Origin of the sequence: Pseudotenacibaculum haliotis, assembly GCF_042684245.1 — a bacterium.
In the GTDB taxonomy this organism is placed as follows: domain Bacteria; phylum Bacteroidota; class Bacteroidia; order Flavobacteriales; family Flavobacteriaceae; genus Polaribacter; species Polaribacter haliotis_A.
This window is the reverse complement of record NZ_JBHULH010000001.1, coordinates 589,566-615,999: the sequence shown is the minus strand read 5'-3', so window position 1 is coordinate 615,999 and position 26,434 is coordinate 589,566. Positions and strand designations below refer to the sequence as shown.

The window sequence follows — 26,434 nt, the reverse complement described above, 5'->3', positions numbered from 1 at the left end:
ACATCTAAGGTTGAAGAGTTTGTTGCTCATAACGGGCCTAAGATGAGTTATACAAGAGTTCCGTTAGGGAAGGAGTTTTTTATTAAGAGTCATGAATTGCTTTTCGATCAAGGGGTAAGCGATCTTGAGATTAATATTCAAAAGTGGGACGATGTTCCTTGTTTTTTTAATGCAGGAGCTAAATCTAGTATCCCATTCGATATTTTCGCAGCTAGTTTTTATCTAATCTCTAGATACGAAGAATATTTACCACATGTAAGAGATGTGCATGAAAGGTTTAACCCAGAGCAAAGCTTGGCGTATAAATACCGTTTCTTGGAAAAACCTGTAGTAGATATATGGGCAATGAAATTTAAGGAATACCTTTTGGAGAGATTTCCAGAGTATGAGTTTCCCGATAGGAAGTTTGATTATATCTCTACAATAGATGTAGACAATGCCTATGCATATAAGTACAAAAGTTTTGTAAGATCTGCAGGAGGTTTTATCACAGACTTCTTTAGGCTCAAGCTTAGAGGTTTGTGGGACAGATTGATGGTTTTGTTAAGGCTAAGAAAAGATCCTTACAATGTTTTCGATAAAATATTAAGCCTTAGTTCAACACATAAGATCAAAACAATCTTCTTCTTTTTGATTGCAGATTATACAACCTTTGATACCAATGTATCAGCATCTAAAAATAAATTCCGATTGCTTATAAAGCATATTGCAGATTATGCAATGGTAGGTTTGCACCCGTCTTACTTTACCATGAAAAATAGTAGTATGCTCAAAAAGGAAAATGAAAGGTTGGAGTCTATCACAAATATTCCAACTACCAGATCCAGACAGCACTTTTTACGTTTTAGCCTGCCAGAAACATATCAGAATTTAATCGACCTAGAAATAGAGGAAGATTATTCTATGGGCTATGCCAGTCATGTTGGATTTAGAGCAAGTACATGTACACCTTTTTATTTTTACGATCTTGATTTTGAAATACAAACTCCATTAAAGATTTTTCCTTTTGCTTTGATGGATACTACTTTAAATGATTATATGGGGTTAACACCTAAACAATCTCTAGGGAGGATAAAAGACCTTTATAAGGAAGTGATAAAAGTACAAGGCACCTTTGTTACATTATTTCATAACGAGAGTGTTAGTGGGTATTTACGATGGAGAGGCTGGCAACGAGTTTATGAGACAATGTTGAAAATGATAGCTCCTTTGGATGATTAGTTTTTTTCACAGAAACGAGATAGATGAATCAAAATATAATGACTGCATTTCTAAATCCGGTCAAGATATGCTGTATGCTTATTCGTGGTATTTAGATACTGTTGTAGAGCAATGGGGAGCATTAGTCTTAGACGATTATCAGGCGGTTATGCCAATTCCTTATCAGAAAAAATACACGATTCAATATGTACATCCTCCTTTATGGATACTTCAGTTGGGAGTTTTTTCGCAAACTGAAAAGTATAGCATAGAAGATTTTATCAATACACTTCAGGAAAAATTCCGTTTTATTGAGTTGAGATTAAATGCAAAGAACTCTTTAGGTTTTGAAAACTACCCATTATCTAAGAAAAATATGTATCAAGAGCTCGATTTGAGAAAGGGTTATGATACAGTAAAACAATTGTATAAAAGTGATCGTAAGAAGGATCTAAGAAGAGCCGAAAAACACCAGCTGATAGAAAAATGGGCAGACAACCCTGATAGGTTCATAGATCTTTTTAAGAACAATGTTGGGTTAAGAACTCCGGAAGTACAAGAGAAAGATTATAACAATCTTAAAGCTTTGATGTCTGTTTGTGTTCAGAAACAAGCAGGAGAGATTCTTTCAGTATATGAAGGAGAACAATTGGTAGCCTCAGCCTTTTTTATAAAGGAAGGGAAAACAGTTACAATTCTTTGTTCATCAACAGATTTTTCTAACAGAAAGAATGGAGCAAATACATTTTTGATTGACAGAGCTATTTCTAAATACAGTAATGATTTTAATACGTTCAATTTTGGAGGGTCTTCTATGCCATCCATCGCAAAGTATTTCTTGAGTTTTGGTGCAACTCAGGTAGAGTATCCTTTTTTAAAGATCAATAAACTGCCTTCGTTACTTCGACTTTTTAAATCGTAATTGTCGCGTAGTCAATAAAAAGTAAATAATCATAGAGATATACCCAACTGGTAAAACAATAGAAATGATCTCTATTGTAGTTATGAAGCTATTGATAGAAACTCCATAAAAAATAGCAAATAGGTTCCCGGCAAATAAGAAAATATTGAATATCAAACCTATGTGGTTCTTTTTAAGCACTTCTTCTAAGTGACTTACAGGGTTGTAAATGGCACGTAAAAAGAACAAAAAACTCAAAAGTTGTATATAGCTTCCTACTTTCAGCCATTCGTCTTTCAATAAGAAATCAATAAAAGGAGAGCTTAAGAAATAGATCATTAAAAAAGGGATGAATAAACCTAAGAAAAGCCGCAATGTGTACTTCTTAACAAAAGGAAATAATTGCGACTGGTCCTTATTAAAGATCTCAGAAGCTCTTAAGAAAAAGACTTTTGAAAAAGAAGCATTGATAAATGTGGTTGGTACCGATAAGAGAACCACAGCTAAAAAATACCAACCAATTTCGGCATCACTAAAATAGACCCCGGCCAAAATAGGAATGAGATTTAGATTGATGGCGTTTAGGTTATCGGAGAGAACTCCGTAAGAAACTAAGTTCAGGTTTTTTTTAAGAGTCTCTTTAAACTGAGTTATTGAGATAAGAAAGAAAAGGTTTCCTGTTTTGTTGTAAAAATAAATGAGTAGAAACAGCAGGGCAACTACAAAACCGAGCATCAACCCAATATGTGAGGCTAGGAAAAAAAGCCCGATTTGTGCTGTATATCTACTCAACGTAAATAAAACCCTTGAAAAGGCAATTTCTTTAAAAGATTTTTGACGAAGTAAATACGATAAATAAGTATTCTCTAAAGATTTTAAAACAGCTCCTGCCACACAAAAAACGAGGTAAACCTTTAAGAAATTTATCTTAGAAAAAAATGTGTCCGGTAAAATAAGGGCTAAAGTTATACTTACAATTGCTCCAACAACAATGCTGTATATAATTGAAGAGAAAATAACTTTGAGATCTTGTTTTTCATCACTTAAAACAAATGCAGACTCTAGTCTTAGTGTAAAAAAGATGGCTAAAACAGAGGAAATACTGATGAATTTAGAGAATACGCCCAAAAGATCAGAACCGTACAGATCAGCGATAAGCAGTGTGCCAGCAAAACCAATAAGTTGTGCCCAAAAATTTCCTTTGAAAAGAGAAATGACTCCCTTTGCGTAAATAGAAGAAAAGTTTGGCTTATTGATCATAAGAGGTTAAATCTATGATTTTATATTCTGAATTAGAAAAGATAACAGGGAATTTTGAAACTGTCTCCTGATGTAAAATGGCATAATCAAAAGCGTATAAGTTCTTTAGAGCTATGATCTTTTCATCATTTAAGGTTTTATAATACTGTTCGAAATTTTGTTTGTTCAAACCATAACAATCTTTTATTCTCTTGTACCATTCTAACATAGCTTTGTCTTGAAACGGGAAAGCTTTAAAATCTACTACGATTGCCCTTTGAGCTTCAGTTCTTATAAATCCAAAATCGTGAGGAACCAACAAAACGCTTTGTTGCATTGTGTTTTTTAGGATAAATTCTGTTAAATCCGATTGTATTGAGTTTGAAGAAGTTGAGAAATAAGATTTCTGATACTTGGTTAGTTTAACGTGATTTATGTTGTTTGCTATTATGATAGTTGTAACTATAGTCACAAAAACGGAAGTTGCTAAAACTCTATAACTTCTGATCGTAAAAACCATCAATAAGACAAAAAGTGAAAGACTTACAAATACCTTAAGTATAGAAATTCCTGAGAAGATAATAAGTAAAACGATGATAAGACCAGAGAGAAAAAACCTAAGATCATACATCTTTTGTTCTATACTCTTTATTAAATAATCAGCAGTTAAGAGTAAGAATATGAATTTAGCTATGTTAAGCAACCTAAGTAATTGCAAACTTGTAAAAAGTTTAGAAGGCAACAACTCAATAAATATCCAGTTCAATACTATAGAAACTGCTAAAAAAGCAAAAAGGATGAGGGTTGAGATTTTATGATATGAGTTAGATGATCTTTGAAACCATCTTGAGTAAACTATAAAGAAAACAACAGAGAAACCGATAAACTTTAGAAACTCTTTTAACGTAAGGATTTCACTCAAAATATAATGATGAGGGTGCCTGTAGTGAGCTAATATATTGATGAATTCACTTTTTTCTATAGTATGATTGTTTTGGAAGTAAGGAATAAGGTTTGGTAGTAGAAACAAAAAGATCAGAAAAAACAAGCCGGATTTTCGTGCTATAAACCCCCAATTTTTCTTTTGTATAATGTCGATCAACAGTGAAATTGACAAAAAAAGAACTCCAAACTCAAAACCAATGAGAACATGAAATACAGAAACAATTCCTGTAATGAGAATACTGTATAGAATTTTCTTTTGAAGAAAGAAATAAAAAGAGAGTAAAACAAGAGGAAAGACTAGAGTTGTAGGAGTAAAAAGACTGGAGTATAAAACTAGATCGCTACCCATAGCTACTGTTGGTAGCGTCATGATAAAAGTAGCAGCTAGTAACCCTGATCGCTGATTGTTAAACAAAGTATTTCCACAAAGAAATGCGATAATGGCAGTTGTAATATTGCAAAGCAATGTTCCAATAAAAAATAAAAAAGGAATGCTTGCAAACTGAGCGAAAAAAGCAATCAAACCTGCGTAATAATACCTGAGAGAGAACCCTGAGTTGCTACTCACAAAAAAATCTTTAGCCAGATAATCTGTGTTGATAAATTTGTAAATAATAGGAAGCTGTTCTATGTGATCATTGTTGCCAAATGTGTAATTTAACAGAGTTGTTATAATGCCCAAAAAAGCACTAGCAAGAACGAAATAATTAAGTTTTAATTTAGAAAACTGCGTCATAAAGGTTTACCTATTCCAAAAATAGAGTTTTACAATGAAAATAGAACATGTATTCTTTGATTTAGATCATACATTATGGGATTTTGAAAGGAACTCTGCATTAACTTTCCAAAAAATCCTTCCGGAAGCAGGAGTGAATTTAGCATTTGAGAGTTTTGCAAAATCGTATACTCCCATCAATGCTAAATACTGGAAGCTATACAGAGAAGAAAAAGTAAGCAAAGAAAATTTGCGTTATTCAAGATTAAAGGAAACATTTGATGCTCTAGGGTATGATGTAGAAGACAGTGTTATCAATCATTTGTCGGAAGAATATATTTTTCAATTGCCCAATTTCAACCATTTGTTTGATGGTACTATTGAATTGTTAGATTACCTAGATAAAAAATACGAGCTGCACATTATCACCAATGGATTTGAGGAGGTTCAATCTTTGAAGATGCAAAGATCTGGGATCAACGGATATTTCAAAGAAGTAATTACATCTGAGTCTGTTGGAGTAAAAAAACCGAACCCTAAAGTGTTTAAATATGCTATGTCTAAAGCAAGTGCAGCACCGGAAAACTCTATGATGATTGGTGATAATTTAGAAGCAGATATACAAGGCGCAAAAGATTGTGGAATGAATGTTATTCATTACAATTCTGAAAACTTGAATGATATCCCACAAAATGTTACTTCTGTTAATCACCTATTGGAAATAAAACAATATATTTAGCGTTTAATTATAAGAATCGTATAAAGGATATGAAATTAAAGTACATCCCCTTAATCCTATTATTTCTTCTTTCTCCTTTCCTAAACTCCTGTGTTAGTAATACAGACTTCGATCAAATAAATTTAGATGTAGAGCCTATACTTAACTTTCCTCTAGTTTATTTTGAACTGGATCAACTGGACTTTTTAGATGATACAGGCACTATTGAGATTCAGTCGGTTGCTGATATTTCTGATCTTGAGGTGTTTAACTCAAGTACAGTTAGAGATAATTTAACAAGAGTAGATTTATTCTTTGAGTTAACTAATCAGTTCGATCGTGTTTTTGAAGTAGAGGTTGATTTCCTTGATGCCAATGATAACATAACATTTAGTTTTGAAGATATTTCTATTGGAACATTGACCAATTCTGTGCAAGTAAGACAAAACATTCTAATCACAGAAAATCCTCAAATCTTAAATACAACTCAAATAAGGGTTATTGTTAACTTGTTACCCTCAGGAGTTGTGCTAGATCCAGGCGTAGAGAGAAGGTTCAAATTTGAATCAGTAGGAATATTCTACTTAGTTTTTTAAGAAGTGAACATGAAGAAGATTTTATACGCAAACATTTTACTTGTTGCCCTTTTTACAATGAGTGCAAAAGCGCAACAGCAATTAGCATTTTCTTTTGGTGAAACTCCGCATACATTAATGCTAAACCCGGGTGCAGAAACAAATTTCAAGTACCATTACGGGATTCCAATATTATCAAATTTCAATTTTAATACTGGTTTAACTGGTTTTAACCTATCTGAATTATTCTTGGCAGATAATCAGAGTTTTAGAGATAAATTCAGAAGAGTTTTAAATAAAATAGATCAAGACGATTATGTAAATATCAATGCAAGAATTGATATTTTAAACGGAGGTTATCGATATGATGATAGAACTTATTTGAGCTTCGGATTTTATGAAGAGGTGGATATAATGTTTTATATGCCCAAAGATATTGCAGACCTAGTTTATTATGGAAATGTAAATTACCTGAATCGCTCTTTTTCATTTTCTCAACTTAATGTTAAAGCTGATGTTTTAGGAGTACTACACGCAGGTATTTCTAGAAAGGTAAATGAGAAATTAAACATTGGAGCCAGAGTAAAGATTTATTCTTCCAGCCTTAATGTAGAGACCAGTCATAACTCAGGAACTTTTACTACTTTCTCGAATCCGCAGAACATCATAAGACAGTCGTTGAACAATGTGAATGTTAATATCCGAACTTCTGGTTTGGTTGGAGCTAATGATAAAGTATTGGAGAATGGTACAGATATTTTATCCAAAACATTCTTAGGAGGTAACTTGGGACTTGGATTTGATTTTGGATTAACATATCATTTTTCTCCACAGTTAGAGTTTACCGGAAGTATTTTAGATCTAGGATTTGTAAGACATTCAAAGAACACCAGAGTATACAGTGCAAAAGGTGATTATACTTTTGACGGAATTAATTTTGAGTTCGATCCCGACAATCCAAGAGATTACTGGCAAGAGTTAGAAGATGATTTTGACGATAAGGTACCAACAGATGAAACTACGGAAGCGTATACCTCATGGAGGCCTACAAAAATAAATGCTGCTTTAAAGTATAGTTTTGGAGAAATCAGAAGAAGAAGATGTTATGCGAATACTCGTAAAAAATATTACTTCAACGCTATAGGGTTTCAACTACATTCGGTCTTAAGGCCAAAAGGACCTCAGTTCTCATTTACTAGCTTCTTTGAAACGTCTCTTTCAGAAAAAGTTCACAGTAAACTTACACACACAGTTAATGACTATTCTGCAACAATACTTGGGTCAGGATTAACCTTCCAATGGGGTAAAGTAAATGTGTTTGGATTGGTAGATAATATACTTGGTGTAAGAGATGCTATTAGTGCTAGCAATATTTCTGTTAACTTTGGAATAAATATGGTAATAGAATAGACATGAAAAATAGAGTACTAACAATCTTCCTTTTGTTCTTCGGAATCACTATTCAAGCGCAAGAGCTCATTAATTTCAACCAATACAAGTACATAATTGTAAACAGCAAATTTGACTTTGTAAAAAGTGTTGATGCACATCAAACAAGTTCTTTAACAAAGTTCTTATTCAATAAGATTGGTTTTAAATCTTATTTGGATAATGAAGAAGTACCACAAGAACTAGCCATAAACAAGTGTTTAGGCTTGTTTGCCAATGTAAAAGATGTATCAGGATTGTTCATTACAAGAAGCAAGGTTGAACTTAGAGACTGTAAAGGAAAATTGGTGTACACTACAATGGAAGGTGAGGGGAGATCAAAAGATCTAAAAAGAGCGTATTACCAATCGATTACAGGAGCTTTTAAAAAGCTAAGTCATATCAACTATGCTTACGATCCAAGTATAAGTAGAAACCAAGCGGTTGTAGAAAAGAAACCTGTTGTAGTAGAAGAGAAGAAAGAAGTAAAAAGAAAACCTGTAATCGTTTCAAAGAAAGTAACTGTCAAAGAAGAAACTCCAAAGAAAAACGCATTACCGGTATTAACTGCTCAGAAAAAAGGAAACACCTATCAGTTGGCAGATGATAAAGGCAATCTTGTTTTTGTTCTGTTAAAGACCAATGATCCTGAAAAATTTATCATTAAAGACAAGAACGGAACTTTGGTGAAAAAAGGTGGATATTGGTTGGCAGAATACTACGATAACGATTCACTTGTAACCCAAAAGTACAGCGTTAAGTTCTAGTACTTGTACTTGTTTTTCCACAGTTGTTGTAAACGCTCACGAAATTTGTTTTCCCTGGCGTTCTTTCCTGGCTCATAGAATTTTGTGCTACTCAATTCATCAGGTAAGAACTCTTGGTTGACAAAATTGTTGTCATAGTCATGTGAGTATTGATAATTCTTACCATAACCCAAATCCTTCATCAATTTTGTAGGAGAATTTCTCAAATGCAACGGAACAGAAAGATCTCCGGTTTGCTTTACCGACTGTTGTGCATTTTTAATGGCCATATACGAGGCATTACTTTTTGGAGAGTTTGCCAAATAGACAGCGCACTGACTTAAGATAATCCTGGCTTCCGGATAACCAATCACAGAAACAGCCTGAAAGGTATTGTTTGCCAAGATCAAAGCTGTAGGGTTTGCATTTCCAATATCTTCAGACGCAGAAATAAGCATTCTACGCGCAATAAATTTTACATCTTCACCACCTTCAACCATTCTGGCCAACCAGTACACAGCAGCATTAGGATCGCTTCCTCGTATGGATTTGATAAAAGCCGAAACAATATCATAGTGTTGTTCACCGGTTTTGTCATACCTAACGGTGTTCTTTTGTACTTTCTCCAGTACCATTTTGTTTGTGATCACTACAGAATCTTCATTTTCTATCAGAAGCTCAAATATGTTCAATAATTTTCTAGCATCTCCTCCGGAAACCTGTAAAAGTGCATCCGTTTCTTTGAGATCGATCTTTTTCTTGGAAAGAAACACATCCTTTTCAATAGCTCTTTCTAATAAGGCAATGAGATCGTTTTTATCAAAAGAATTCAAGATATATACCTGACATCTGGACAGAAGTGCGGGAATTACCTCAAAACTCGGATTTTCTGTAGTTGCACCAATAAGGGTTACCCATCCTTTCTCTACGGCTCCTAATAATGAGTCTTGTTGAGATTTGCTAAAGCGATGGATCTCATCTATGAAAAGAATAGGATTTTTAGAAGTAAAGAGTCCACTTCCTTTTTTTGCTTTGTCTATAACCTCTCTAACGTCTTTTACACCGGAATTGATGGCACTTAGTGTATAAAAAGGTCTCTTAGATTCTTCGGCAATAATATTGGCAAGTGTAGTTTTCCCAACACCGGGAGGTCCCCAAAAAATTAGTGACGGGATAATTCCTTGCTTTATGTTTCTAGTCAAAATCCCTTGATCTCCAACCAAATGTTGCTGACTAATATATTCTTCTAATGATTTAGGACGGATTCTTTCTGCCAAAGGTGCATTCATAAGGATAAAAGTAAGAAAGATTTATGACAGAAGTTCTCATTTTAAGCAATGGTTTTGTTTTTGATATATTACAGGTATGAATGATAGATCTAGTTTATCTTTTAAACCAAAAATGTTTTGGATTCCAATAGCTTTTGTCTTTGCTATTTGGTTTGTGTATTGGTTTGAGATTCAATATAATTTCAACTTTAACAAGTATGGAATACTGCCTAGAGAGTTCAGTGGATTAAGAGGTGTATTCTTTTCGCCATTCATACACAGCGATACACAGCACCTTTTTAATAACTCGATCCCTTTGTTTGTATTGTCGCTTTGCCTGATGTATTTCTATGAAAAGGTAGCTTATAAAGTACTTTTAATCGGACTTGTTCTTACAGGACTTTTTACTTGGATCATTGCTAGAGAATCGTATCATATAGGCGCTAGTGGGATTGTATACTTATTATTTAGTTTTGTGTTTTTCAGTGGTATTTTCAAAAATCATTTTCGTTTGATAGCTGTATCACTAATTACAATCTTCTTATATGGAAGTATGATATGGTTTGTGTTTCCTACAGAAGGAAGGATCTCATGGGAAGGACATCTTTCAGGATTTGTTGTAGGATTGATCTTAGCATTTCTTTTTAGAAGAAAAGGTCTTGTAAAAGAAGAATATAAATTCAGTCAAACAGAGTTTGATTTGCTATTTGATGAAAATGGAAACCTGATACAGGAGCAAGAAGAGAATCCTGTTATAAACGCTGACGAATAACTTCGTATAAGAAAGCGCCACAAGCTACAGAAACATTTAATGAATCTATCTCACCCAACAAAGGTAGCTTGGCTCTCTCATCCACTATTTTTAGTACAGAAGGGTTTACTCCCTTATGTTCTGATCCCATAACAATAGCCAGAGGTTTGTTCAGGTCTAGATCAAACAAAAGATTGTCTGTTTTTTCAGTTGCGGCTACAATAGAGATATCAGATGCTTGTAAAGTGTAAATAGCGTCTTTGATATGATTAACTCTACAGATAGGTACTTTAAAAGCGGCACCGGCAGATGTTTTAATGGTTTCTGCATTTACGGGAGCACTTCCGGACTGTTGAATAATAATTCCGTGAACACCTGTACATTCAGCACTTCGTATAATGGCACCAAAATTTCGAACATCAGAAACTTGATCCAATAAAAGGAAAAGGGGAGTGGTTTCCTGTTCTAAAGTAGACTCTATCAACTGTTCAAGATCGTTAAATTCTACAGGAGATATTTGTGCAACAGCCCCTTGATGATTTTTATTCTTAGACAATCTGTCAAGCTTTTCAACAGGAACAAAACTTGTTGCAATCCTTTCTTTTTTGATTAAGCTTTCTAGTTCAAAAAAGAGATTTCCACGCAATCCTTTTTGTAAATAAATTTTATTGATTGTTGAACCACTTTGAATTGCTTCTATGATAGCTCTTAGTCCGAATATATTTGTTGTCTGTTCCACGTGGCAAAAGTAGTGATTTATATTGCATAAAAAAACCACTCCGTTAAGGAGTGGTTTTATATATCTATCAACAAGTAATTTTAGATATTACATGGATTGTAAACTACAGTACCAATAGTTGGATTTGGACCATCGTTTATAATAACAATGTTATTAGGAGATGTGATCTGATAAGTGATCTCACTATCCCATGATCCAGAGTTAAACGCAAAGTCTAACTGATCTGTTCCTGAAGGAACGTTAATAACGTGTTGTGCAGCACTACCTTGAGCTGCTGAAACAGTATAGTCTGTTGCAACTCCATCAATAGTTACTGTGATTGAAGCTCCATTCCATCCATCACCGTAAGAATCTTGCATGTCAATTACGTAATTTCCAGCAGGAATATCACATTTCTTGAACATCTCTACTCTAATGTTTCCGTTTTCTACGTATGCATCAGAACCTTCGATTCCGGTTAAATTTAAATCCAAGTATACACTACCTTGATCTGGTAATCCAGCAAATACACTAGTAATAGTTACAGTACCAACGTACTCACCAGCAGGAATTACCAAGCCGCTTAACTGGTATTGACCAGCAGTAGCAGTATTATCTTCACTAGTAACAAAAGAGATTGCTCTATCTGTATTAGAAACAGTTGTTACTAGTACATTTACAGTCATCGATGCTCCTTCTGCAGGAGTTGCAAGTGCTCCAGCACTAGCAGATAACTGAGCTAATGTTTGACCATTAACATTGTCAAATATTGGGTTCTCGTTCTCTTCACAGCTAGTGAAAAGTAATCCTATCGTTAGGAAAAATGCGAATATTGAAAGTTTTTTCATTTTTTCTAAAGTTTAAGATTAATAACCAGGATTCTGAACTAATTCAGGATCTACGTCAATCTGAGATTGAGGAATTGGCATAGTATATCTGTGATCAGTAGCACTTAAAGAACAAGCGTTAAAGATAGTACAGTTAACAGGATCTCTGTCAATTGTTACGTTAGCAGTAACTCCTAATCTCTTAAGATCTACCCATCTGTGTCCTTCAAAAGCAAGCTCTAATCTTCTTTCAGCTAAGATTCCAGCCCAAGCTTCTTGTTGAGAAGCGTATACTGGAGCTGGTTGAGCAGCACCAAATCTAGCATCTCTTAATTGCTTGATATAAGCAGCAGCACCAGTTAAGTCACTAGCATTAGCAGCAGCTTCTGCTCTGATGAATAACATCTCAGAAGATCTGAAGATCTTGATATCATTCATTAAAGGTTGACTTTGGTGACCAGGATATTTTCTGATAACTAAATAGTCATCAAATCTGTCATCATAAGCAGGATCAATAGTAGAAGAAGGGTCGATATATCTAGTAAGTCTGATATCACCAGCAACCTCATCTAACTTGTTGTATAAAGATCTACTCATTTCCATAAATGGAGAACCACTAGCAGTACTGTTTACGAAAGCATATAAGCTTCCAGCCCATCCACCACCTCCGGTACCTTGACCGTCGTAAGAGTCACCTACGTTTCTCTCTAATTCAAAGATGATTTCTGTATCGTCAGTATCACTCCACATGTTGAAGAACTGAGTTTGGTTAGCAATTGAGTAGCTACCTAATAATGTAGCAGCATATCCATCAGCAGCAGCATATTGTCCACGGTAAGCAGCCATTCTAGCTCTTAAAGCAGTAATAAAGTCTCTACTGATAAAAGTTCTACTTGATTGATTAGATAATAATCCATCTGCAGCAGTTAAATCTGCATCAATCATAGCATATACTTCAGCATTTGTATTTCTTGGTAAATCTTCGTTTAATCCAGGAATTGTTGATAAAGCAATTACACCTAAAGCGCTATCATCAGTATAGTCTGTAGAGAAATAAGTGTTCAACATAAAGTGAGTATAAGCTCTTAAAGCTCTTAATTCACCAATAGCATTGTTGTAATCTCCTTGCTCTCCAGCTCCAATAGGAATGTTCTCAGCAGCAGCCAAAATCTTGTTGATTTGGTTGATTGTGATATAGTTACGGTTCCAAATTGTTGCAGGAAGTCCTGTAGTTGAATTTAACACGAATGAATATTCAGCCGAGTTTTGTCCACCACTATCGTTACCGATAGCTGTTTCATCCGAAAATACGGAGTTAATTCTAATTTGTCTTGTATTATCTATTCTATTGTAGATACCTAATACTCCTAACTGTAAATCTTCAACAGTTTTAAAAGCATTCTCAGCAAGTAATGTTCCTGGCTGCTCGATATCGATCACATCATTACACGACGTAAAGACGAATAGAGATAAAGTTAATATGCTTAATAATTTTTTCATAATTTCTTGTTTTTCTTATTATAGTCCTATTTCTAAACCGAAAGAAACTGTTTTTGGTGTAGGATATCCTCTAGACGTACTTGCAAAACCTTCTGCATCATATCCTCTCCATCCTGTAAAAGTTACTATGTTTTCAGCGTTGAAGAACATTCTAAGTTTGTTTAATTTAAACTTATCTAAAACGTCTTTAGGGAAGTTATATCCTAACTGAACAAAACGTAATCTGATGTAGTCAGAGCTAAATAAGAATCTTGTTCCTTGAGGACCACCTAAGTTAGTCGCTCTTAATGCAGGAATATCTGTAACTCTGTTTGTAGGAGTCCAAGCTCTTAAAAGATCACCTGAGTGTCTGAACTGTCCAATTGCAGTTGGATCTACAGCATCAGAGTAGTCAAAGTCGAAACGATCAACACCTAAAGTATAGTTAAACTGAGTTGTTAAGAAGAAGTTCTTGTAATCGATTTCAAATCCGAAACTTCCGTTTGCATCAGGTTGAGCACTCTTTCCAGTAAATCTACGGTCAGCATCACCAGGAGTTTCAGTTAAGTTGTCATTAATATCTAAGAATAATAAGTTTCCGTTTGCTGGGTTAACTCCAACGTAAGGAATTGAGAAGTACTGTCCTAAAGGTCCTCCTTCTTCTACTCCAGTAATGTTAGCTCCATATCTCTCAGAGATGTTGTAGTTACCTGTAAAGTTAAGTCTAACTCTAAGATCCTCTGTGTTAATAGGAGTATAGTTTAATGCAACATCAAATCCTCTGTTTACTAAGTTACCATCACTGTTTGCACTAATACTAGTTACACCAAAGTAAGAAGGTGTTGGAAGCGGTACAAATAAACCAGTTGTATTTTTTCTATACCAGTCGATAGTACCAGTTAATTTTCTATCCCAAATTTCAAAGTCAACACCTACGTTGATTTGCTCAGTAGTTTCCCACTTAAAATCAGGGTTAGCAACAGATCCTACGATCAAAGCATTTGATCCACCGTAACCACCACCAGTATTATATAAATCTAATACAGTGTTTGCTCCACCAGCAGACTGGTTACCAGTCTCTCCCCAAGAAGCTCTTAACTTTAATAATCCGAAAGGAGAATCTTCCATGAAGTCTTCCTTGTCAATATTCCATCTACCAGCTACAGAGTAGAAAGTACCCCAACGGTTAGAAGTTCTAAACTTATAAGAAGCATCACGTCTTAAAGTACCAGTAAATCCAAATCTCTTGTCGTAGTCATAATCAACGTTTGCGAAGTATGATAATAAACCAGTTTCAGAAATATTAGCATTCTCTGTACCTACGTAGAAATCGTTAGCAGCGTTGTCAAATACAAAACCACTACCATCTCCAGGGAAGAATGTTCTTGGATCTAAACCTCTAGCGAAGAATCCGAAAGATCTTCCGTGAGTTTTGATAACCTCCATGTAAACACCAGCGTCAAGAGTGTGCTTGTCGTCGATTACAGTAGAGTAGTTAATAGAGTTCAATAAGTTGAATGAAGCAAAACGGTTAGATTGTTGAGCTTGGAAACCTGGAGTGTTATCTCCTGTCGCAGCAAATAACAATGCGTTGAAAGATGTTGGTCCTTCAGCTCTTGTTAAGATCTCTTCGATATAATCCATACCGAATCTAGAGCTTACTCTTACACCGTTGAAAATTTCATAACTAGCATTTAATGCCATAATAACTTTAACTTCTTCCTCGAAACGAGTATAAGTAGCTAATCTATCTAATAAGAATAATGGAGTATTAGAGAATAAAAGCGGAGATAAAAGTGCCGCCCCGTTCGTATACTCATCTGGAGAAATATAAGGTACAGACATAAATGCTCCTAATACATAGTTTCTGTTAATTGCTCCAGAACCAATACTGTTAGGCTCATTACTCTTAGAGTAGTTTAATGAAGTTGTAACTCCATAGTTGAATTTTTTGTTTTGATTCGTACCGTTGATTTTCATGTCAAGGTTAAATCTTTTCAAGTCACTATCTTGAAGGATACCTTCTTGCTCGAAGAAACCTAAAGAAACGTTAGTTGCAGTAGTTTCAGAACCAGCAGATAATCTTAAGTTGTGACTGTGAGTAACCGCAGTTCTAAAGAATACGTCTCTCCAATCAGTATCAACAGCGTTAGCTAAAGCATCGATCTCAGCATCTGTTAAAGAAGCACCACGACCATTTCCATAAGTTCTTTCTAATAATAACTGTTGTCTAGAACCTAATAAATCGAAGTTTACATCCTGTAAAGTAGAGTAACTGTTTAAGTAGTTGTACTCAACTTGTAACTTACTGTTGAATTTACCTCCTTTTGTAGTAATGATAATTACCCCGTTTGCACCCCTGTTTCCGTAGATCGCTGTTGCTCCAGCATCCTTTAATACGTTTACAGAAGCTATGTTGTTAGGGTTTAAACTTCTAAAGTTATCACCATCTACAGGTACACCATCAATAATAAATAATGGCTCAGCATCCCCGTTAATTGTACCAATACCACGAACAATAATCTGGCTATTAGCACCTGGCTGACCTGATCCTGTAGTAATGTTTACCCCTGCTGCTTGTCCTTGTAACGTCTGAACGATAGATGCGTTTGGTCTACCTTCAATTGTTTCAGCACTCAAAGTTGTTACAGATGAGTTTACAGTAGGTTTTGCTCTTTTAATGTCGTAAGCAGCAGTTACAATGATCTCGTCAAGAACCTCACCTGCTTTTAATACAACATTAATAGTGTTTGATGAACCTACAGTTCTTTCTACACTAGTGTAACCTAGGTAGCTGAACACAAGAACATCACCAACTTTGGTTTTGATAGAGTACTTTCCATCAAAGTCGGTTTCAGTACCAGTAGTGGTACCTTTAATTAAAACACTAACCCCAGGAAGCGTACCATCGGCGTCGCTAACGGTACCTGAGACAGTCTTTTCTTGTGCAAAGGAGACTTGCACAACCAACGCCAATAACAGCGTTAAAATTCCATTAAACTTTGTCTTCATTGTATAATTATTTGAATTAATTAATGCCAAAAGTCTTAAAATAAACTTAAAACTCCAATTTTTTAACAAAAAAAAACTTAAAAAAGTTAAGTAAATGTTAAGCGAGTTTTACTTCTGTTGAATTGTTTTCAATCAAAAACTATTCGTGTTAATTTTAGGTTAATAAAAAAGCGCTGCTCTGTGAGCAACGCTTTTCTGTATACAATGAAAATTTTAAAGTTATTGATTTACAGGTGTTTTTGTAAATAAATCTGGTATAGGAGAAGGAACGTTTGGATTCGTGTCAACTTCTACCTGAGGATAGATAAAACGCTGTGGAATTGTCGATCCTGTTTTTGGTGGTACATTTAATAAATTATTTGTACGTCTTATATCATGGAAAGGTTGTAACTCACCAATCAATGAAATATATTTCTCTTCTAAGATCTCTGCTAATAAGGCTGCACTTCCAGAAGCCGAAGCTGTTGCAGGGAAGCTACCTCCGTATACAGTTGCTAAGTGTGCTCTTACCTCGTTAAATGCAGTAACGTCTCCAGCATCACCTGTTCTATTTGCTGCTTCTGCCTCGATCAACTTTACTTCTTCGTATGAAATAATGTTCATAGAAGCTGTCTCAGCAAAAACTCCGGTACTAGATACGTTAGGTGCATGACCTGAACCATCAGAATAAGGAGTGAAGTAGAAAGTGAATCTGTTAGAATCACCAGGTGTGTTGATCAATCTTGGTACTGTACCATCTAATAAGTGTAATAAATGAGAATCAGTAGCTCCAAGATATCCGTCGCGCTCATCTACCATAAACTGATAGTATAAGTTCTCAGTATTGGTAGAAGTAGTATGTAAAGAAACCAAGCTCTTAGCAGGTGTGTCAATTCCTTGACGTGCACTAGCCAATGCATTTGGATAATCTTTAGCGATCAAATAATAACGAGCTTTTAAAGAGTAAGCAATTTCTGCCCAAGTAGCTCCACTAGACAAGCGGTTTCCTGCATAAAGAGAAGCGCTTGACGAACCTACATTGGTAATAGCTTGATCTAAAATTGTTTGAATTCCTGAAAGAACGGCAGCTTGACCGTCGTATGCAGGTTGAGGAAACTCATCCGGATTACCGGCTTGCGAGAATGGAATGTCTCCAAACAAAGCAGCCATTTCTCCATAAATAGCAGCTTTTGCTATTTGAGCGATTCCGGCAAGTTGCATGTTTCCAGATTCTAAAGCTAATCTTTCTGTTAATTCAGCTTGTTGAATTCCGTCAACATAAGCATCGTCCCATGCATCATCATAATCTGCAGCAGTTGTTGAGTAACCGTTTACAGTTAAATATTGTCTATCCTCACCTGTAAAGTGATTCATGAAAATACCTGCGTAACGAGCACTGTTTGACGTAGCTAATTGCATCCATCCTAATTGCGCCTGACCAATAATCAGTTCAGGTGGTGCGCTCGAAAAGGCATTAGGGTCTGTATTTAAATCTTCCGTATAGCTCTCGCATGACATAGTGATGAAGAGAACCGAAAGAATACTGTAAGCTAATATTTTTTTCATTTTATATATTTTAATTTTTTTAATCATAATTAGAAAGAAACACGTAAGGTAGTTAACACTGATTGAGTTCCAGGGTTACTAAAGTACTCTAGTCCTCTACCTTTAGAAGCTCCAGTTAAGTTGTTATCTGGGTCAAATCCATCGATCTTAGTCCATAAAGCTAGGTTACGACCTGTAATACCTAATTGAATGTTATCGATTTTAAGCTTAGAAGTTAAACTTCTTGGGAAATCATAGAATAAAGAAACTTCTCTTAATCTTACCCAAGATGCATCTTCATAGAAAGGCTCACCAACATCTCCAAATCCACCTCCATTGGTTGTCCACCAATCTTGGTCAACAGCAACAGGACCTCCTCCGAAGTCTACTTCGTAACCTCTAAACGTTGTTCCGGCAGGAATTGTAGCTCCTCCAGCAGTTGTTAAGTTTGTAGAAGCAACTGTTTCAACAGCAGTATCCGGGTGGATTCCGAAGAAGTATAAAACCCCTCTTGTACCATTCCATACATCATTTCCTTGAGATGTTTCTAATAAAGCAGATAATGTAAATCCTTTATAAGAAACCGAAGTTCCTAACGAACCTCTCCATTCTGGGTTTGGATCTCCAAGGTATGTTTCAGTAGCAGCTGCAGTTGGGAATCCGTTGGCATTTAAAATTAAATTACCGCTGGCATCTCTTGCGTATGCAGTACCTCTTAATACTCCAAATGGTTGTCCTTCAGCAATACCTGAAGAGTTAGATGTAAATCCGTTTAATGCAAAGTATGCGCTACCCGCTAAATCTTCAACCATGTTTCTATTTCTAGTGAAGGTTAAATTCATGTTCCAGTTTACATCCTCATTTTGAATGATTCTACCGGTAAGGTCAATTTCAATACCCTTGTTTGAGATCTCAGCAGCATTTACAGACTGAGAACCAAATCCGGTTGAAGGTGCTAATGGAAGGTTTAATAAAACATCAGAAGATGTTCTGTTATAATATGTAAAAGATAAGCTCACTCTGTTTTCTAAGAATCTAGTGTCGAAACCAACTTCAAATTCCTTGATACGCTCTTCTTTTAAATCTGGGTTACCTCTTTGTGAAGATTGTGCTAATGGGTTACCGTATAAGGCTCCTTCATAACCATCACCCCATCCAGAGAATACACCTCCAGTAGTAATTACAGTAGAAGTTAAATATGGAGCGGCTTCAATACCTACCTCACCATAAGAAACTCTCATTTTACCAAATGATAAGAAGTCTACATTTTCAAGGTACTTTGTAAAGTTCCAACCTGCAGATGCACTAGGATAGAAGATCAATCCTGCATTTGGTAATGTAGATACATATTCCCCTCTACCTGTCAATTCTAATAAGAACTCATTTTTATAATCGAAATTCAATAAAGCAAATGCTCCTGATTTTCTTGTCTTAGAAATGAAGTCTGTTGTATTAGAGTTTGCAGAAACAGCGTTTCCTACGTTTAAGAAGTCTAATGCATCAGGGTTTGTAAAGTTACTCTCGTCTGCAGATAATCTCTTATATGAGTTTTGAGTAAATTGAGTACCTACAGTATAATCTAATCTTAGATCACTGTTAATATTTTTTGTTCCAGTTAAGAATACTGTATAGTTTTGATTACTCTCAGTAATTCTGTCTTCTCCAAAAAGACCGTTAGTACCGTCTCCAGCAGAACCAGAAGGCCAGAAATTAATTCTGTTATCTTGATAGTAGTCAACACTGTAACGTCCTGTTAAAGATAAATCGTCGTTAATTTTATAAACAAACTCAGGAGCTATAATAAATCTGTTAACCTCATTTAAGTTCTTTTGCTCATTAATTGTCCAAAGTGGGTTGTTATAAGCAGGAGAGTTATAGCTAAAAGTACCGTTCACTGGATCGAAAGTTCTTGCAGATCCTAAGTGCTGTCTATATCCTCTGTGTGAGTTTGGAGTTGGAATACCGTTGGCGTCGAAGTGAGTTCCGCGGTAATCTCTAATGTCAAAGTCAGGAGAAGTACGTAAGTATCCTAAATATAAACCGTTTAAGTTTGATCCAGTTTGAACACGATTTGATTCGATATTAATATATGTTGCAGACATTTTTAATGTAAACTTGTCTGAGAAATCAGTATCGTTGTTCAAACGAACACTTGTTCTTCTATAGTCAGAAGCACCTCTGTAGATACCTTCTTGATCCCAGTTAGATAAACTGGCAAAAGTTCTACTCTTTTCACCTGCATAGCTAAAACTTACGTTGTTATCATATACAACACCTGTTTTGAAAACAGCATTTCTGTTTGCAGAGTTAAATACTTCTGTTGAATTTTTTTGTGTAATTGGGTAGTATAGAGTTCCGTTATCTGCTTGGAAGTAAGCACCAGATGTGTTTACAGTATCCGGACCTCCAGCTCTGGTAGAGATTTTAGCTCCGTACGAGAAACCAGTATTAGAAAGACCAGAACCGGTTAAGTGGTCAGAACCTCTCCATCCTTGTCCAAATGTACTTTGCTTATCCCATTCTCTGTTTACTTGGTCAAAAGACAAAGCAGATTTAACATCTACCTTCCAACGACCTTTTACTCCTTTACCACGCTTAGTTTTGATAACAAGTACCCCATTTGCAGCACCTGTACCGTAAATCGCAGCAGCAGAAGCTCCTTTTAATACAGAGATAGACTCAATGTCTTCCGGGTTGATATCATTCAAACGAGATTGTTGTACAACACCAGCAGTACCTCCACCAATAGCAGAGTTAGAAATAATAGCACCATCTAATACGATAAGTGGGCTACTATCTCCCAAGATAGTGTTCTGACCTCTAATTTGAATATACGCTCCCGCACCCGGGTCACCAGAGTTTCTTGTAATGTTTATACCGGAAGTTTTACCAGATAAACCTTGCAAAAGACCTGCTTCTCCAGATTTTTGAAGTTGGGCTACCTTTACAACACTTGTGGAACTGAGATCATCGTCCTTTTTCTTCTCAGTACCTAATGCTGTTAATACAACTTCTTCTAAAACATTAGCATCCTCTACCATAGTTACATCAATTGTTTTTGATGCTCCTACTGTTTTTTCAACACTCTTGTATCCTAGATAACTAAATACAAGGATGTCGCCTACTTTTGTTTTGATTGTATACTTACCATCAAAATCAGTTTCTGTTCCTGTAGTAGTTCCTTTGATCAAAACGCTTACCCCAGGTAAGCCTCCTGAACTATCAGAAACCGTCCCGGAAATCGTCTTTTCTTGTGCAAAAGATATCTGCACAATCAACGCTAGGAATAGCGTTGAAATTCCTTTGAATTTTCCCTTCATTTATTTGAGTTTTTGAATTAATTCTTCTCAAATATCTTAAATTAATGTTAAAAAGCAAGGCTAGATGTTAAAAAAAAGCAAACAAAATGCTAAAAAGATTGTTATATGTGTTAAAAAATAGGGGAAATGATACTTTTTTCGTAAAGCGTAAAAGTGACCTTTTTTAGGTATTTATACCTGCTTTTTTTAAAAGCTTGATTTGTTGAAAGTTGTTGTGATAAAAGGAAGATGAAGGTTTTCTGATTGACTTTTGTCTTTTTATGTAATGAATGTAAATAACCCGATGCATTTTAATGCATCGGGTTGGTTTAACTATTGTGATATGTTTTTCTTTCTTAAAGAAGTTTAGTCTTTTCAAAAAGAAATAATCAATCTTGGGTTGTTTCTTTTTCAGGACTATTTAAATAACCATAGTATTGTGTCCAAATCATCTTCTCCTTGCTCGGAAATAGCAGTATTATAATTTGCCTCATTCAAAAACTGGGCTGTTGAAGAATAAGCATGTCTTTGGGGAATACCTGTAGCATTTGATAATAAGTTAGCAGGAGCGATTAACCCAATTCTATCTTCGGTGTCAGAAGCTTTAAATCTTCTCCATTCTGCCCAACTATTATATCCTTGCATATATAATGACACCCACTTTTCATATGCGATATCACTAACGTTGCTATATGGGTTTGCTGTAATATATGTAGTAGCGTCTGCAGTATTTACACCCCATTGTTTCATTGATGCCATAATAGCTTCATTATACAGAGTAGATGCATTCTCGCTTGTCCAACCCAAAGCTGCTGCTTCAGCTCTGGCAAATAGAACTTCAGAATAGGTGTATATCATTAAAGGAGCATCCCCCTTCTTAATGATGTCTTTTGTGATAAAAGAATAATTGTTAGTATTAGAGTTGGATACCCCGTAAGGAGCGCCTACATAAGTGGAGGATGTTTCAGCTAAATCGGCCATCTTTGGTAATCTAGGATCTTCCGGGGCAACGTTTGTTCCAGAGCCTATAAGAGCTTTTACAAAAACGTCACTAACTAAATAATCCTTTCTCGATTCAAATCGATCTTGCCATGGATTGTCATTGTTGTCTTCCGTTAGGTATGTGTAATAGATGTTTTGAGAGTTGGAAGAGATTGCTCCGGAAACAGCTTCGTTAAACTTCTCTTTTCCTATAGTAGGATTAGCTTTAGATAATCTCAAAGCCATTACAAGCTTAATGGTGTTTGCAAAGGTTTTCCAACGGCTCATGTTTCCATCAAAGAGGATGTCTCCTTTAGGGCCTGCTCCTGAATCGATCGTTTCTAGAGCTTTGTCTAGTTCATCAAATAAGCCATTGTAGATTGCTTCTTGGGAATCATATTTAGGATAGATGTTGTTATCAGCATCTAGGGCTTCCCTATAAGGAAGATACCCCCATCTGTCTGTCATACCGTGCAAAAACCAAACTCTTAAGATTGTTGCCGCTGCAATTTGGTTTGCATTAGATCCGTAAATTTGTGTGCTTGTAGAGGTTTCTGGGTTTGTGTTAAGGTCTATAATTGTTTTGAGATCTAGCAGTATGCCATAATATCCGTCAGTATCCCAGTTAAGTGTTTCGTATCTGGATTCTTCATCGTACTGTCCGTTTGAAAGATACTGAACATATAGATTTGGAGTGGTTTGAGAAATGTATGCGCTCATCTCTCTTATGGAATTTGTCAAAAGGGGTGCTGTCACCGCTAGGCTAGGATTATTTGGGTCAATATTTGTGTCGCCGAAATCAACATTTTCACATGCCGACAATAGAAAGGTGATTGCAACAATAAACAATGTAAATTGATTGTATTTTTTCATTTGGTTGTTTTTTTAATTAAAATGTCATTTTAATATTAAGACCGATGGTTCTTACGTTTGGTAATTGACCTCCTTCAGTCCAGCTAGTTTCAATTTCTGAAGGATCTAACCCTGGTATTGAAGAATAAATAAGCCATACGTTGTTTGCAAAGAGTCCTATGTTGAAACTCTTAAATGGTAGTTTTTCTACGAATTCTTTCGGAAAAGAGTAGTCAATTCTAAGTGTTCTTAATTTGATATAGGAGGCATCATATAACCATCTCTCATGTAATGCAAATAGTCTACCCCAGTAGGTTGAAGCTTCTATGTTATAAGAAACCGGTTTTCCTGTTGTTTCATCTACTCCTTCAATTAAGACTCCACCTCCATCAGCAACAGCATCTCTAACAGGATTTCCTAAATTATTATTACCAACTGTTTCTATACCTAAGCCGGAATAGTTGTTGAACATTCTTGTAGCGGAAAATACCTTGCCTCCTTTTTGGAAGTCAATGTCAAACCCTATGCTAAAATTTTTATATCGGAAATTGTTGGAAAAACCACCTGTAAAATCAGGTAAAACATTACCTAGATATTGATTGGTTTCATATAAAGGAGTTCCAGAGGAAGAGAGAATAATCTGTCCATTACTATCTCTTTTAAATGCTCTACCGTAAATTGCTCCCCATTCTTTCCCAACTCTTTCTTGTAATTGAATACCTCTCCAAGAACTTGATATAATGTTAACGTCTATACCCTCAGAAATTTTATCTACAAATCTTGTTAGAGTGGCAAAATTTAAAGTAACATCCCAGTTGAGATCTTCTTTTTTTAGAATGTCATAATTTATACTTGTTTCAAGACCTTTGTAGGTTTGTTTTCCGTCGTTTTTGCTGGTAGAAGTATATCCGGTAGAACCATCTAATGATACACTTACAGGGAGTTTGCTGTCTGTTTTTCTAAAGTAAGTAAAGTCGACTCCAAGACGACTATTGAATAGTTTAAGTTCTGTTCCTATTTCAAAATCTTTGCGAATACCTCCTTTTAGTAAAGGGTTTTCAAGGGAACTTTGATTAGAAAGCGTTCCATTGTTTTCATAAGGTGTTCCAACACTAAAAACACGAAATAGCGAGTATTGACCAGGGAATCTAGGGGCTTCTGCTGTGCTTACTCTAAATTTACCAAATCGTAAAAAGTCATTTTTAGGGATTAATTCAGAGAAAACAAAACTTAAAGAAGCACCGTAAGTGTCAACTCTATTGTTGTTTGGGTTTGCTGAAGAAGCCCAATCTAGTCTAGCGCTACCATCTACATATAGTAAATCTTTGTAGCCAAGAGAGGCTTTTGCGAAAACAGACTGGCTTTTAAATTTTGATGATGACGATCTTATAGAAGGCCTGTCTATAGAGGTGTTTAAGCTATAGAAGTCAATAATGGATAAGCCACCATTTGTGCTCCCGGAAATACTCTTAGAACCAAGAGAAGATAATTCAAATCCAACATTGGCGTTAATGTCAATATCTTCACTAAGATTGTCAGAGTAATTAAGAATTCCAAACAGTTCATTTCTGTGGCTTTCGCTTTCATTTTCACTATAAGATGGTAGAGTCTGGCCTCCTAAACTCCCAAAAGCTATTCGATTATTGGATTCATAAGAGTTGAAAGTTTTCTTGAGGTCTATTTGTACATTTAAACTTTCGTTAAAATCGTATTTAAGACCAATTCTTCCAAAAAGCGCATTTTTGTTCTGAAAGCTTAGGTTTTCAAAGGCTTCAAAGAATGGAGAATCCCAATACAAAGGAGCTATATCTGTAGGACTGTTGATATTCCAAGAAACAATTTTTCCATTTCTTTTGTAATTCCGAACTCTGTCAATGTCTATCTGACGTTGCCACCATTGATTAAAGTTAGATGCAACATTACCATAACCGTTTCCAGGAGCATTTTTTGTTTTCCTGTCTTGATAATTGAAATTTGCAAGAATGGTTAATTTTTTATCAACCTTGTAGCTAGCATTAATGTTTGCTTGCATTTGTTTTCTTTTTGCATTTGGAAATGCAGTTGTCCTATCAATATTTGTCAGCCCAATTCTTAAATTATAATCTTCGCCTCTCTTTGCAAAACTTATGGAGGTGTTATTAACGATTCCTGTGTTAAAAAAGTTCTTAACATTGTTAGGATTTGCAGTAAAAGGTCTTAGTTTTCCAAATTCAGGATCACCTTCAATCCAAGAGTCCCAATGACGAACTAGTTGCCCATCTAATTTTGGGCCCCAACTTTCATCAGCTTTGTAGTCAACCATTGGCTGTCCGTCAAATGCGGCCCAAGATGCAGGGTGTCTGGTAGGGTCAAAGTTAAAAGTGCTAAAGTTTTGAGAGTACCCACCTCCGTATTCATTTTGGTATTCAGGCAATAGGTATACATTCTCAAACGAACTAGCGTGATTGATGGTGATAATACCTTCTCCTTTAGGTGCAGATTTTGTAGTGATTAATATAGCTCCATTAATTCCTTCCGGCCCATATAATGCTGTTGCAGCAGACCCTTTTAAGATAGATACATCAGCAATGTCGTCTGGATTAATATCTGAGGTAGAGCCAACTTTTATGTTATCTACAATATAAAGAACGTTTGAATCTCCTCTTAAACGTATTTGGGAATTTCCGAAACCGGCACTTGGAGCTCCAATAGCTTGTACTCCTGCAATTTTTCCTGCCAATGCATTGTTGAGACTAGGTTCTCTAGATCGTATTAGGTTTTCAGGTTTGATAGATTGTTGAGCAAAACCTAAGGATTTTTTATCTCTTTTAATTCCTAATGCTGTTATAACAATTTCTGTAAGAAGCTCTCCGCTTTCTTCGAGAATAACATCAATAGTATTTGATGTTTCTACTTGTTTCTCAATGGTTTTGTATCCTAAGTAGCTAAAAATAAGAATGTCTCCTGTTTTTGCTTTGATAGAATACTTCCCGTCAAAATCTGTTTCAGTTCCTTTGGTAGTTCCTTTTATAGCAATGTTTACTGAGGGTAATGCTCCGGATTTGTCAGAAACAGTTCCTCTGATAGTTTTTTCTTGTGCGAAAATTAGCTGCACAAGTAACGCAAAAAATAGCGTTAAAATTCCTTTAAATTGTCTTTTCATTTTGGATTTTTGAATTAAAAATTAGGCTCAAATATCAAGGTTTGAGGGTTAAAAAAAAGGTTGATAATCAGTGAGTAAGCTCCGAAAAGACTAAAAGGAAAATAGATGTATCTA

The 26,434-nt window shown here is 35.5% G+C and carries 18 protein-coding genes; 7 read left to right on the top strand and 11 right to left on the bottom strand.

What is annotated here, in order from left to right; genetic code table 11:
- Positions 1 to 42 precede the first annotated feature (42 nt).
- The gene (locus ACFSRZ_RS03050) at positions 43 to 1,221 is read left to right on the top strand and encodes a polysaccharide deacetylase family protein (RefSeq protein WP_379665043.1); all 1,179 of its coding nucleotides are present in this window, start codon (positions 43 to 45) and stop codon (positions 1,219 to 1,221) included.
- Positions 1,214 to 2,122, top strand: coding sequence for a GNAT family N-acetyltransferase (locus tag ACFSRZ_RS03045; RefSeq protein WP_379665042.1), 909 nt, complete (start codon positions 1,214 to 1,216; stop codon positions 2,120 to 2,122). The genes ACFSRZ_RS03050 and ACFSRZ_RS03045 overlap by 8 nt, the downstream gene beginning before the upstream one ends.
- Here ACFSRZ_RS03045 and ACFSRZ_RS03040 read toward each other — a convergent pair.
- Together ACFSRZ_RS03040 and ACFSRZ_RS03035 are read right to left on the bottom strand one after the other, a co-directional pair.
- Positions 2,099 to 3,361 (bottom strand): lipopolysaccharide biosynthesis protein, encoded by a 1,263-nt coding sequence (locus ACFSRZ_RS03040; protein WP_379665041.1) that lies wholly within the window; start codon positions 3,359 to 3,361, stop codon positions 2,099 to 2,101. The genes ACFSRZ_RS03045 and ACFSRZ_RS03040 overlap by 24 nt on opposite strands.
- The gene (locus tag ACFSRZ_RS03035; protein WP_379665040.1) at positions 3,351 to 4,853 is read right to left on the bottom strand and encodes a DUF6798 domain-containing protein; all 1,503 of its coding nucleotides are present in this window, start codon (positions 4,851 to 4,853) and stop codon (positions 3,351 to 3,353) included. The genes ACFSRZ_RS03040 and ACFSRZ_RS03035 overlap by 11 nt, the downstream gene beginning before the upstream one ends.
- A gap of 202 nt (positions 4,854 to 5,055) precedes the next feature.
- Here ACFSRZ_RS03035 and ACFSRZ_RS03030 point away from each other — a divergent pair, with 202 nt between their 5' ends.
- From ACFSRZ_RS03030 to ACFSRZ_RS03015, 4 genes are read left to right on the top strand one after another with little or no spacing between them, the layout of a single operon-like run.
- Complete coding sequence (locus ACFSRZ_RS03030; protein ID WP_379665039.1) at positions 5,056 to 5,739, top strand: YjjG family noncanonical pyrimidine nucleotidase; 684 nt, start codon at positions 5,056 to 5,058, stop codon at positions 5,737 to 5,739.
- A 29-nt stretch (positions 5,740 to 5,768) separates the two neighbouring features.
- A complete protein-coding gene (locus tag ACFSRZ_RS03025; RefSeq protein ID WP_379665038.1) occupies positions 5,769 to 6,314 on the top strand; it encodes a hypothetical protein in 546 nt (181 codons plus the stop codon).
- Positions 6,315 to 6,323: 9 nt separating this feature from the next.
- Positions 6,324 to 7,703, top strand: coding sequence for a DUF5723 family protein (locus ACFSRZ_RS03020; RefSeq protein WP_379665037.1), 1,380 nt, complete (start codon positions 6,324 to 6,326; stop codon positions 7,701 to 7,703).
- A 2-nt stretch (positions 7,704 to 7,705) separates the two neighbouring features.
- Positions 7,706 to 8,488 carry a hypothetical protein gene (locus ACFSRZ_RS03015; RefSeq protein WP_379665036.1) on the top strand — a complete coding sequence of 261 codons (783 nt, stop codon included), beginning with the start codon at positions 7,706 to 7,708 and terminating at the stop codon, positions 8,486 to 8,488.
- Here the strand turns inward: ACFSRZ_RS03015 and ACFSRZ_RS03010 are convergent.
- Positions 8,485 to 9,756: a replication-associated recombination protein A gene (locus ACFSRZ_RS03010; RefSeq protein ID WP_379665035.1), complete on the bottom strand. Its 1,272-nt coding sequence runs from the start codon at positions 9,754 to 9,756 to the stop codon at positions 8,485 to 8,487. The genes ACFSRZ_RS03015 and ACFSRZ_RS03010 overlap by 4 nt on opposite strands.
- A 112-nt stretch (positions 9,757 to 9,868) precedes the next feature.
- Between ACFSRZ_RS03010 and ACFSRZ_RS03005 the strand changes: the two genes are divergently transcribed.
- Positions 9,869 to 10,507 (top strand): rhomboid family intramembrane serine protease, encoded by a 639-nt coding sequence (locus tag ACFSRZ_RS03005; RefSeq protein WP_379665034.1) that lies wholly within the window; start codon positions 9,869 to 9,871, stop codon positions 10,505 to 10,507.
- Here the strand turns inward: ACFSRZ_RS03005 and rlmB are convergent.
- The 8 genes from rlmB to ACFSRZ_RS02965 all read right to left on the bottom strand — a co-directional run bounded on the left by rlmB (position 10,488) and on the right by ACFSRZ_RS02965 (position 26,320).
- Positions 10,488 to 11,225 carry a 23S rRNA (guanosine(2251)-2'-O)-methyltransferase RlmB gene (gene rlmB, locus ACFSRZ_RS03000; RefSeq protein ID WP_379665033.1) on the bottom strand — a complete coding sequence of 246 codons (738 nt, stop codon included), beginning with the start codon at positions 11,223 to 11,225 and terminating at the stop codon, positions 10,488 to 10,490. The two genes, ACFSRZ_RS03005 and rlmB, sit on opposite strands and share 20 nt — an antisense overlap.
- Before the next feature lie 80 nt (positions 11,226 to 11,305).
- Positions 11,306 to 12,052 (bottom strand): hypothetical protein, encoded by a 747-nt coding sequence (locus tag ACFSRZ_RS02995; protein ID WP_379665032.1) that lies wholly within the window; start codon positions 12,050 to 12,052, stop codon positions 11,306 to 11,308.
- 18 nt (positions 12,053 to 12,070) lie between these two features.
- Positions 12,071 to 13,531: a RagB/SusD family nutrient uptake outer membrane protein gene (locus tag ACFSRZ_RS02990; RefSeq protein ID WP_379665031.1), complete on the bottom strand. Its 1,461-nt coding sequence runs from the start codon at positions 13,529 to 13,531 to the stop codon at positions 12,071 to 12,073.
- 18 nt (positions 13,532 to 13,549) lie between these two features.
- Positions 13,550 to 16,522 (bottom strand): SusC/RagA family TonB-linked outer membrane protein, encoded by a 2,973-nt coding sequence (locus ACFSRZ_RS02985; RefSeq protein ID WP_379665030.1) that lies wholly within the window; start codon positions 16,520 to 16,522, stop codon positions 13,550 to 13,552.
- Positions 16,523 to 16,741: 219 nt separating this feature from the next.
- Positions 16,742 to 18,067 carry a SusD/RagB family nutrient-binding outer membrane lipoprotein gene (locus ACFSRZ_RS02980; protein WP_379665029.1) on the bottom strand — a complete coding sequence of 442 codons (1,326 nt, stop codon included), beginning with the start codon at positions 18,065 to 18,067 and terminating at the stop codon, positions 16,742 to 16,744.
- Between the two features lie 29 nt (positions 18,068 to 18,096).
- Positions 18,097 to 21,366, bottom strand: coding sequence for a SusC/RagA family TonB-linked outer membrane protein (locus tag ACFSRZ_RS02975; protein WP_379665028.1), 3,270 nt, complete (start codon positions 21,364 to 21,366; stop codon positions 18,097 to 18,099).
- A 396-nt stretch (positions 21,367 to 21,762) separates the two neighbouring features.
- Positions 21,763 to 23,199 (bottom strand): SusD/RagB family nutrient-binding outer membrane lipoprotein, encoded by a 1,437-nt coding sequence (locus ACFSRZ_RS02970; protein WP_379665027.1) that lies wholly within the window; start codon positions 23,197 to 23,199, stop codon positions 21,763 to 21,765.
- Between the two features lie 16 nt (positions 23,200 to 23,215).
- Positions 23,216 to 26,320, bottom strand: coding sequence for a SusC/RagA family TonB-linked outer membrane protein (locus tag ACFSRZ_RS02965; RefSeq protein WP_379665026.1), 3,105 nt, complete (start codon positions 26,318 to 26,320; stop codon positions 23,216 to 23,218).
- Between the last annotated feature and the right edge of the window lie 114 nt (positions 26,321 to 26,434).

Coding starts and splice junctions, on each gene's coding strand:
- ACFSRZ_RS02990 (WP_379665031.1), bottom strand. CDS start 13,531: ATGAAAAAATTATTAAGCATATTAACTTTATCTCTATTCGTCTTTACG.
- ACFSRZ_RS02985 (WP_379665030.1), bottom strand. CDS start 16,522: ATGAAGACAAAGTTTAATGGAATTTTAACGCTGTTATTGGCGTTGGTT.
- ACFSRZ_RS02995 (WP_379665032.1), bottom strand. CDS start 12,052: ATGAAAAAACTTTCAATATTCGCATTTTTCCTAACGATAGGATTACTT.
- ACFSRZ_RS03040 (WP_379665041.1), bottom strand. CDS start 3,361: ATGATCAATAAGCCAAACTTTTCTTCTATTTACGCAAAGGGAGTCATT.
- ACFSRZ_RS03020 (WP_379665037.1), top strand. CDS start 6,324: ATGAAGAAGATTTTATACGCAAACATTTTACTTGTTGCCCTTTTTACA.
- ACFSRZ_RS02965 (WP_379665026.1), bottom strand. CDS start 26,320: ATGAAAAGACAATTTAAAGGAATTTTAACGCTATTTTTTGCGTTACTT.
- ACFSRZ_RS03045 (WP_379665042.1), top strand. CDS start 1,214: ATGATTAGTTTTTTTCACAGAAACGAGATAGATGAATCAAAATATAAT.
- ACFSRZ_RS03015 (WP_379665036.1), top strand. CDS start 7,706: ATGAAAAATAGAGTACTAACAATCTTCCTTTTGTTCTTCGGAATCACT.
- ACFSRZ_RS02970 (WP_379665027.1), bottom strand. CDS start 23,199: ATGAAAAAATACAATCAATTTACATTGTTTATTGTTGCAATCACCTTT.
- ACFSRZ_RS03005 (WP_379665034.1), top strand. CDS start 9,869: ATGTTTTGGATTCCAATAGCTTTTGTCTTTGCTATTTGGTTTGTGTAT.
- ACFSRZ_RS03050 (WP_379665043.1), top strand. CDS start 43: ATGAGTTATACAAGAGTTCCGTTAGGGAAGGAGTTTTTTATTAAGAGT.
- ACFSRZ_RS03010 (WP_379665035.1), bottom strand. CDS start 9,756: ATGAATGCACCTTTGGCAGAAAGAATCCGTCCTAAATCATTAGAAGAA.
- ACFSRZ_RS03025 (WP_379665038.1), top strand. CDS start 5,769: ATGAAATTAAAGTACATCCCCTTAATCCTATTATTTCTTCTTTCTCCT.
- ACFSRZ_RS02975 (WP_379665028.1), bottom strand. CDS start 21,366: ATGAAGGGAAAATTCAAAGGAATTTCAACGCTATTCCTAGCGTTGATT.
- ACFSRZ_RS02980 (WP_379665029.1), bottom strand. CDS start 18,067: ATGAAAAAAATATTAGCTTACAGTATTCTTTCGGTTCTCTTCATCACT.
- ACFSRZ_RS03030 (WP_379665039.1), top strand. CDS start 5,056: ATGAAAATAGAACATGTATTCTTTGATTTAGATCATACATTATGGGAT.